Below are 7,593 nucleotides of genomic sequence, written 5' to 3'. Positions count from 1 at the left end.
TGCAGATGTCGCAATCCACACCGAGCCAGAAGGCCCTCACTCATTTCAAGATCACCAGGTCGTGAACCCCGTCACTAACCTCTGTGGTCAGTACAACTAGGCGTCTGACGCGCGAGGGGCCGTCGGGGGCGCGGGCGGCACGACCCGGGCCGGTGCCGTTGCGGAAACGGTTCCGCGCGCCCGGTGAAGGCTTCCCGCGCCCGGACATGGCGTCACCCACGGGCCCCGGGGGCACGGTAGTGTCCGCCGGCGGGTCCCCGGGCACACCGGCGACCGCCGCTCCCGCACACCCCGATGGAGGAACTGTGCCGGCTCCCGTCCGCCGCGCCCTGGCCATGGCCGCGGCCGTCCTGCTCGCCGCCGCGGCCGCGGGCTGCTCGTCCGGAGGCGACCACGTCGCCGAGGGGGCCGGCTCCGCCCCGGCCGCCGCGGGCGACGCCGCGGCGGCCGCCCCGCCCGCGGCCGCCGCGATCGCCACCGGCCCCGGCCCGCAGAGCAGTTACGACGTCCAGCCGCAGCCCGCGCCGGGCAGCTGCCACTACCGCTACACCGCGGAGAAGCAGCCGCTGCCCGACCTCGGCTGCACGCCGGGCGCGATCAGTCCGGCGGTCACCCAGGACAACCTCAAGGACACCATCTGCAAGCAGGGCGGCTACACCTCGACCATCCGCCCGCCGTCGAACATCACCGGCCGGGAGAAGGCCGAGAACGCCAAGTCCTACGGCTACACCGGCCCGATGGGCGACGCCGAGTACGACCACCTGATCAGCCTCCAGCTCGGCGGCGACCCCAACGACCCGCGCAACCTGTGGGTCCAGCCGCCCTCCCCCGGCCACGTCCCCGGCAGGGGCCCGAACAACCCCAAGGACGCGGTGGAGACCCACCTGCACACCGCGATCTGCAAGGGCCAGGTCACCCTGGCCGCCGCCCAGCAGGCGATCGCCACCGACTGGACGACCGCCGAGGCGAGGCTCGCCGTCCGCACCGGCTCCGGCGCCACCCCGACCCCGGAGGCCGACGCCGACGCCGACGGGGAGTGACGGACCGGGCCGACGGGGAATGACGGACCGTGCCGCCGGGCCCCGGCGGCACGGCTCAACGGCCCAGCACCGCACCGCCGTTGAGACCGATCACCTGACCGGTCAGGTACCCGGCGGCCGGCGAGGCCAGGTAGCCGACCGCCTCGGCCACGTCGGCCGGGGTGCCCGCCCGGCCGACCAGGGTGTCCGCGACCTTCCGGGCGTGGAACTCCTCGCTCCAGCCCGCCCCGAAGATCTCGGTCTCCTCGATGTAGCCGGGCGCCAGCACGTTCACCGTGATCCCGTCCGGGCCCAACTGCCGTGCCAGGCCGAACGCCCAGCCGTGCAGCGCGGCCTTGGCGGCGGCGTACGAGCCCGCCGAGTGCGGGCCCGCGCCGCCGCGCTGGGCCGCCGCCGAGCTGATCACCACCAGCCGGCCGCCGGGGCGGCGCAGCCCGTCCTGGAGCGCGGTGGTCAGCAGCACGGCGGTGAGCAGATTGCCGTCCAGGTCCCGCCGCCAGGACGCCGCCAGCGCGGCCAGACTGCCGTCGGCGGGCGGCGTGACGATCGCACCCGCGTTGTTCACCAGCACGTCCACCGGCCCGAGTCCGGTGATCCGGGCCGCCGCCGCCTCGACCGCCGCCGGGTCGGTCAGATCGGCCGCCACCGGCACGACCCGCCCCGGCCCGGCAGCCCGCTCGATCTCCTCCCGGGCCTCCTCCAGCACGGCCGCCCTGCGGCCCAGGATCACCACCCGGTGCCCGTCCCCGGCCAGCCGCGCCGCGATCGCCCGGCCGATCCCGGTACCGCCCCCGGACACCACCGCGAGCCGATCCACCGTCATCACTCCGCCCCCTCGTCCGTCAGCCGGCCGCACACCGGCCGCCTTGGCCCGTCCTCGGCGCCACCGCTCCGTCACGCCTCCGGCCGCGTGCGCTCCCCACCCCTACGGGTCCGGCCCTTTCCCCGCTACCGTAGCCAGCCACGTGAGCGGGCCGGCATCGGGGGGGGCGGGCACAGTGGCACGGACGGGCACCAGGAGCGTCAAGCGCGTCAAAGGAGTCAGGGGCGTCAGGGGCACAGGCGAGGAGGTCTCCGACACGGTGTTCGCCGTGGTGACGGGCGGCCTGACGGCGGTGACCGACGGGTGGCTACTGGTGCACCTCTGGCAGGACGCCCCCGCCCCGCCCCGGCACGAATTGCCGCAGGTCACGGCGGCCCTGCTCGGTTTCACCGTCCTCACGGCCCTGCTGGGCGCGGCCGTCGCCGGCCGGAGGTCGACCCCGCACCGCCGCTGGCGCTGGGCGACGCTCGGCGCGCTCCTCGGCCATCTGGCGGCGCTGGGAGTCCTGATCGCCCGCCTCCTGGTCGACCCGCCGGGGATCCTCGCCGTCCTCCTCTGGTAGGCCGCGCCGGATCCGCCGGGCCGTCGACCGATCGCCATCGCCGGTGATCGGTCGGCCCCGCCGCAACCCCTCAGACCTGACTGACCGTCAGTCTCCCTGTCAGATCGAGCAGTTCGGCAGCCCGCAGCACCCGCCCGCCGAAGCCCGGCAGCGCGACGTGCAGCGGCTCGATCCAGCGCTCCGGGATCGCCGCCGCCCCGTACCGGGCCCCGGCCAGGCCGCCGGTGACGGCTGCCACGGTGTCGGTGTCCCCGCCGAGGTCGATCGCCGCGCGCAGCGCCTGCTCGAAGCCGTCGGTGGTGCGCAGCGCCCACACCGCCGAGCCCAGGCAGGGCCAGACCGCGCCGTTGGACTCGGTGGCGCGCTCCGGGTGCCAGTCGGGGGCGAGGACGGTGGCGTAGCGCTCCCGGTGGCCCGGGTCGACGTGGGACAGGACGGCGGGGAGCTGGGCCAGCGGGTCGGCGCCGTCGAGGGCGAGCCGGACGAGCTCGTGGAAGATCGCCGTGCCCTCCCAGGCGGCCCGGTCGCCGTGGGTCAGCGCCGCGATGCGCCGGCCGGCCTCCATGGTGGCCTGCCGGCCGGCGCCGGCGAAGGCGACGGCGGAGGTCGAGGCGCGCATCAGGGCGCCGTTGCCGGCGGCGCGCAGCGAGGTGTTGGAGTGGATGGCGGCGGCGAGGTCCCAGGTCAGGCCGCTGGCGAGGACGGCTTCGGTCTGGATGCCGATGTCGTGCGGCTCGCCGGCGGCCCACCGGCGGAACCGGTCGAAGATGTCCGGGAGGTCCAGACCGTCCCGCTCCACCAGCGACTCGGCGACCAGGACGGCCATCTGGGTGTCGTCGGTGGCCTCGCCGAGGGCCCAGCCGCCGCCCGCCACCAGGTCACCGGGGGCGTCCGGGAAGCGGGCGGAGAAGGCGCCGGCCGGGCCGAACTCGTAGGGGGCGCCGAGGGCGTCGCCCACGGCGGCTCCGAGGACGGCTCCGGCGGCGCGCTCGTCGCGGCCGGTCATGCCACGGGCGGGGTGACCGGGAGGTTGCGCTTGTGCTCGGTGCGGCGGTAGTGGCCGAGGACGGTGCGGAAGACGTCCTCGGTGACCGGCAGTCCCTCCAGGAAGTCGTCCAGCTCGTCGTAGCTGACGCCGAGGGCGTCCTCGTCGGGGCGGCCGGGGGCGAGGTTCTCCAGGTCGGCGGTGGGGGTCTTCTTGACCAGCTCGGCCGGCGCGCCCAGCGCCTCGGCGACCGCCCGCACCTGGCGCTTGGTCAGACCGGACAGCGGCATCACGTCGGCCGCGCCGTCGCCGAACTTGGTGAAGAAGCCGACGGCGGCCTCGGCGGCGTGGTCGGTGCCGACGACCAGCCCGCCCTTGGCGCCCGCCGCCGCGTACTGGACCACCATCCGCTGGCGGGCCTTGACGTTGCCGCCGACGAAGTCCTCGTGGCCGTGGTCGTCGTAGGTCAGGCCGGCGGCCTTCAGGGCGGCGAGCGCGCCGTCGGTGGCGGGCTTGACGTCGACGGTCAGCACCTCGTCGGCGCGGATGAAGCGGAGCGCGAGCTGGGCGTCCGCCTCGTCCGCCTGGACGCCGTACGGCAGCCGCATCGCGGTGAAGGTCACCTGGCGGCCCTCGGCCCGCAGCCGCTCGACGGCGAGCTGGCAGAGCCGCCCGGTGGTGGTGGAGTCGACACCGCCGCTGATGCCCAGCACCAGGCTGCGCGCGCCGGTGGTCCGGACCTGCTCGGCCAGGAACTCCACCCGGCGCTCGGCCTCCGCCGCGGGGTCCGGCACGGGGGCGACGCCGAGGGCACGGGCGATCTCCCGCTGGACGTCGGCGGGCAGGGGCTCGGTCATTCCGACTCCTCGGGACGGTGGGTACGTGACGCGGTCACGAGGATACGACCACCGCCGCCGCGGCCGTCACGGGCGGGGGCCTCCCGGGGCTCCGAGGGGGCCGCCGGGGCCGCCGGGGCCGCGGCTTTCGCGGGCTACCCGGGTTTCGCGGGCTCGTCCGGTTCGCCCGCCCCGTCCGGCTCTCCCGTCCTGTCCGGCCCTCCCTGCCCGTCCGGCCCTCCCTGCCCGTCCGGCCCTTTCTGCCCGTCCGGCCCTCCCCGCCTTCCCTGCCCGTCCGGTTTGTGCAGCGAGACCGGCGGCTGCGGCCCCGGCGCCAGGTGCGTCAGGATGTCGAGCACCACCCGGCCGTCCACCGTCTCCTGGGTGACCAGCAGCGCAGCCAGCTCGTCCAGGTGGTGCCGGTGCTCGGTGAGCAGGTCGAGGGCCCGCCGTTCGGCCCGGCGCAGCAGCCGGGCGACCGCCTCGTCCACGGCGCGCTGGGTCTGCTCGGAGTACGGGCGGCGCAGCAGGTCCTCGGGGTTGTCGCCGAGGTAGTGCGGGGTGCCGCTGGAGTAGCCGACCGGGCCGAGTTCCGGGGAGAGGCCGAACTCGCGGACCATCCGGGTGGCGACCGAGGTGGCGTTGGCGAGGTCGTTGGCGGCGCCCGTGGAACCCTCGCCGAAGACCACCAGCTCCGCCGCCCGGCCGCCGAGCTGGACGGTGAGCAGGTCGGTCAGGTAGCCCTCGCTGTACAGGTGCCGTTCGGCCTCGGGCAACTGCTCGGTGGCGCCGAGGGCGACGCCGGCCGGGAGGATCGTCACCTTGGCGACCGGGTCGGCGTGCTCGCACAGCGCGGCCATCAGCGCGTGTCCGGACTCGTGCACCGCCACGGCGTGCCGCTCCTCGGGGAGCAGCGCGTTGGAGGACTCCCGGCGGCCGAGCAGCACCCGGTCGCGGGCGGCGTCGAGGTCGTCGGCGGTGAGGGTGGCCCGGTCGGCGCGCACGGCGTTGATGGCGGCCTCGTTGACCAGGTTGGCGAGGTCGGCGCCGGAGAATCCGGGGGTGCCGCGGGCGAGCCGTCCGAGGTCGACGTCCGGGCCCAGGGTCTTGCCGCGGGCGTGCACGGCGAGGATGGCGGCCCGCTCGGCCTGGTTGGGCAGCGGGACGGTGACCTGCCGGTCGAAGCGGCCGGGGCGCAGCAGGGCCGGATCGAGGGCGTCCGGGCGGTTGGTGGCGGCGATGACGACGATGCCGGTGCTCTGGTCGAAGCCGTCCATCTCGCTGAGCAGCTGGTTGAGGGTCTGTTCGCGCTCGTCGTTGCCGCCGATCCGGGTGCCGCCCGCGCGGCGGCCGCCGACGGCGTCGATCTCGTCGATGAAGATGATCGACGGCGCGCGTTTGCGGGCGTCCTCGAAGAGGTCGCGGACCCGGGAGGCGCCGACGCCGACGAACATCTCGACGAAGCCGGAGCCGGTCACCGAGAGGAACGGCACCGAGGCCTCGCCCGCGACCGCCCGGGCGAGCAGCGTCTTTCCGGTGCCGGGCGGCCCGACCATGATCACTCCACGTGGCCCCTTGGCGCCGGCGGCGGCGTACCGCTCCGGGCTGCGCAGGAAGTCGACCACCTCGCTGACCTCCTGCTTCACTCCCTCGTACCCGGCCACGTCGGCGAACCCGGTGTTCGGCCGCTCGGCCTCGATGATCTTGGCCCGGGACCGTCCGATGGCGCTCAGGCCGCCGCCCAGCGAGCGGGCGGCCATCCGGCCGGACCAGAGGAAGAGCGCTCCGAAGATCAGCAGCGGCAGGAACAGCAGCAGGGTGGACCAGATCGAGCCGCCGCCGCTGGTCCGGCTGCCGGTGACGGTCACGTGGTGGTCGGAGAGCGCGCTGCTGAGCCGGGAGGTGTCCAGGGCGGTCGGGATCTGGCTGGTGAAGTGGGTGCCGTCCTTGAGCGTGCCGCTCACCCCGCCGGTGTCGCTGACGTCCACGGTCTGCACCTGGCCGGCGTTGACCCGGTTCAGGAAGTCGCTGTAGCCGTAGCGGTTGCCCGGCTTGCCGGGGTTGGAGAAGAGCACCAGCAGGAGCAGCGTGACCAGCACGGCGACGGGCAGCAGCCAGCGGCGCCAGGAGGGCGGCGGGGGCTTGCCCGGGCCGCCGGGGCCTGGTCCCGGGCCCTGGTTGCGGCCCCGGCCCGGGCCCCGCGGCTGGCCCCAGCCCGGCCTGGGGCCCGGGCCGGAACCAGGGCTGGTGCCGGGGCCGGGGCTGGAACCGGGGCCGGGCGGGGTCGCGGGGTGATCGGAAGCGCGCAGCCGGATTCGTACGATCATCCACGCTCACCGCCTCTCGGGGGGCCTGACAGCCTCCGCCTCTCCATGGTCGGACGCTCCGCGCCCGGACGGGAGTCCGAGGGGGGTGGGAACGGTCCACCCGGGCGAGAATCGCCCGCTCAGCGCGGGTCGGCATCACGGACCGGCGACACGGATCGGCGGGGCGGATCGGCGACACGGATCGGCGGGCGGGTTGAGGCCCCGGGGAGGCGGGTCAGGAGAAGTCGAGCCCGCCCGTCCGGGTCCGCTTGAGCTCGAAGAAGTTCGGGTACCCGGCCAGCAGCCGCACACCGTCGAAGACCCGTACGGCGTCCTCACCGCGCGGAATGGCGCTCAGTACCGGGCCGAAGAACGCGACGCCGTCCACGTGGATGGTCGGCGTGCCGACCTCCTCGCCGACCGGGTCCATGCCCTCGTGGTGGCTCTTGCGCAGGGCCTCGTCGTACCCGGTGCTGTTCGCCGCCTCGGCCAGTTCCTCCGGCAGGCCCGCCGCCACCAGCGCCTCCCGGATGACGGTGTCGTCGGCGGCCCGGTCCTGGTCGTGCAGCCGGGTGCCGAGCTCGGTGTACAGCCCGCGCAGCACCTGCGGGCCGTGCTGCTCGGCGGCGGCGATGCAGACCCGCACCGGGCCCCAGCCGGTGGTCATCAGGCGCTGGTAGCGCTCGGGCAGGTCGGTGCGGCCCTCGTTGAGGACGGACAGGCTCATCACCCGGAAGTTCAGGTCGAGTTCGCGGTGGCGCTCGACCTCCAGGATCCACCGGGAGGTTATCCAGGCGAACGGGCAGACGGGGTCGAAGTAGAAGTCGACCTTGACGGTGTCGGTGGCGGGCTCGTGGCCGCCGTCCAGGAGTCGGGCGGGGTGCCGGTCGAGGTGCCGGGTGGGCGCGCTGTTCGTCGCTTCGTTCGTCACACCGGAGAGGCTAGTTGTACTGACCAGTGAGGTTGGGGACGCGGCTGGCGGGTGGTTTGCCTGCGAGTGCGGTGTGTCCGCGGTGGTGATTGTAGGTGTGGAGCCAGTCG

At 75.1% G+C, this 7,593-nt stretch carries 7 protein-coding genes and 1 pseudogene; 2 read left to right on the top strand and 6 right to left on the bottom strand.

Annotated elements, in window-relative coordinates; translation table 11 throughout:
• Window positions 1-335 precede the first annotated feature (335 nt).
• Window positions 336-1,040: a hypothetical protein gene (locus tag ACIQI7_RS38810; protein WP_401119560.1), complete on the top strand. Its 705-nt coding sequence runs from the start codon at window positions 336-338 to the stop codon at window positions 1,038-1,040.
• 55 nt (window positions 1,041-1,095) lie between these two features.
• Here the strand turns inward: ACIQI7_RS38810 and ACIQI7_RS38805 are convergent, their stop codons facing one another.
• The gene (locus ACIQI7_RS38805) at window positions 1,096-1,863 is read right to left on the bottom strand and encodes an SDR family NAD(P)-dependent oxidoreductase (RefSeq protein ID WP_401119555.1); all 768 of its coding nucleotides are present in this window, start codon (window positions 1,861-1,863) and stop codon (window positions 1,096-1,098) included.
• A gap of 259 nt (window positions 1,864-2,122) precedes the next feature.
• On the opposite strand from ACIQI7_RS38805, the gene ACIQI7_RS38800 reads away from it, so the two are divergent.
• The gene (locus tag ACIQI7_RS38800) at window positions 2,123-2,425 is read left to right on the top strand and encodes a hypothetical protein (RefSeq protein WP_401119553.1); all 303 of its coding nucleotides are present in this window, start codon (window positions 2,123-2,125) and stop codon (window positions 2,423-2,425) included.
• Window positions 2,426-2,495: 70 nt separating this feature from the next.
• Here the strand turns inward: ACIQI7_RS38800 and ACIQI7_RS38795 are convergent, their stop codons facing one another.
• The 5 genes and pseudogenes from ACIQI7_RS38795 to ACIQI7_RS38775 form a co-directional block, all read right to left on the bottom strand.
• Entirely contained in the window at window positions 2,496-3,431 is a 936-nt protein-coding gene (locus ACIQI7_RS38795) for an ADP-ribosylglycohydrolase family protein (RefSeq protein WP_401119550.1), read from the bottom strand.
• On the bottom strand, window positions 3,428-4,267 hold the full coding sequence (nadE, locus tag ACIQI7_RS38790; protein ID WP_401119547.1) for an ammonia-dependent NAD(+) synthetase: 840 nt from the start codon (window positions 4,265-4,267) through the stop codon (window positions 3,428-3,430). The genes ACIQI7_RS38795 and nadE overlap by 4 nt, the downstream gene beginning before the upstream one ends.
• A gap of 134 nt (window positions 4,268-4,401) precedes the next feature.
• Window positions 4,402-6,573, bottom strand: coding sequence for an ATP-dependent zinc metalloprotease FtsH (ftsH, locus tag ACIQI7_RS38785; protein ID WP_401119543.1), 2,172 nt, complete (start codon window positions 6,571-6,573; stop codon window positions 4,402-4,404).
• Window positions 6,574-6,787: 214 nt separating this feature from the next.
• Window positions 6,788-7,420 carry a disulfide bond formation protein DsbA gene (locus ACIQI7_RS38780; protein ID WP_401119557.1) on the bottom strand — a complete coding sequence of 211 codons (633 nt, stop codon included), beginning with the start codon at window positions 7,418-7,420 and terminating at the stop codon, window positions 6,788-6,790.
• Between the two features lie 73 nt (window positions 7,421-7,493).
• Window positions 7,494-7,593 (bottom strand): annotated as a pseudogene (locus ACIQI7_RS38775) (IS481 family transposase); the annotation flags it as partial.

The sequence above is a fragment of the Kitasatospora sp. NPDC092039 genome (genome assembly GCF_044756065.1).
In the GTDB taxonomy this organism is placed as follows: domain Bacteria; phylum Actinomycetota; class Actinomycetes; order Streptomycetales; family Streptomycetaceae; genus Kitasatospora.
Note: the sequence above shows the minus strand (reverse complement) of the source record. Positions and strands in the feature narration are given on the sequence as shown.

Coding starts and splice junctions, on each gene's coding strand:
- nadE (WP_401119547.1), bottom strand. CDS start 4,267: ATGACCGAGCCCCTGCCCGCCGACGTCCAGCGGGAGATCGCCCGTGCC.
- ACIQI7_RS38805 (WP_401119555.1), bottom strand. CDS start 1,863: ATGACGGTGGATCGGCTCGCGGTGGTGTCCGGGGGCGGTACCGGGATC.
- ftsH (WP_401119543.1), bottom strand. CDS start 6,573: ATGATCGTACGAATCCGGCTGCGCGCTTCCGATCACCCCGCGACCCCG.
- ACIQI7_RS38795 (WP_401119550.1), bottom strand. CDS start 3,431: ATGACCGGCCGCGACGAGCGCGCCGCCGGAGCCGTCCTCGGAGCCGCC.
- ACIQI7_RS38810 (WP_401119560.1), top strand. CDS start 336: ATGGCCGCGGCCGTCCTGCTCGCCGCCGCGGCCGCGGGCTGCTCGTCC.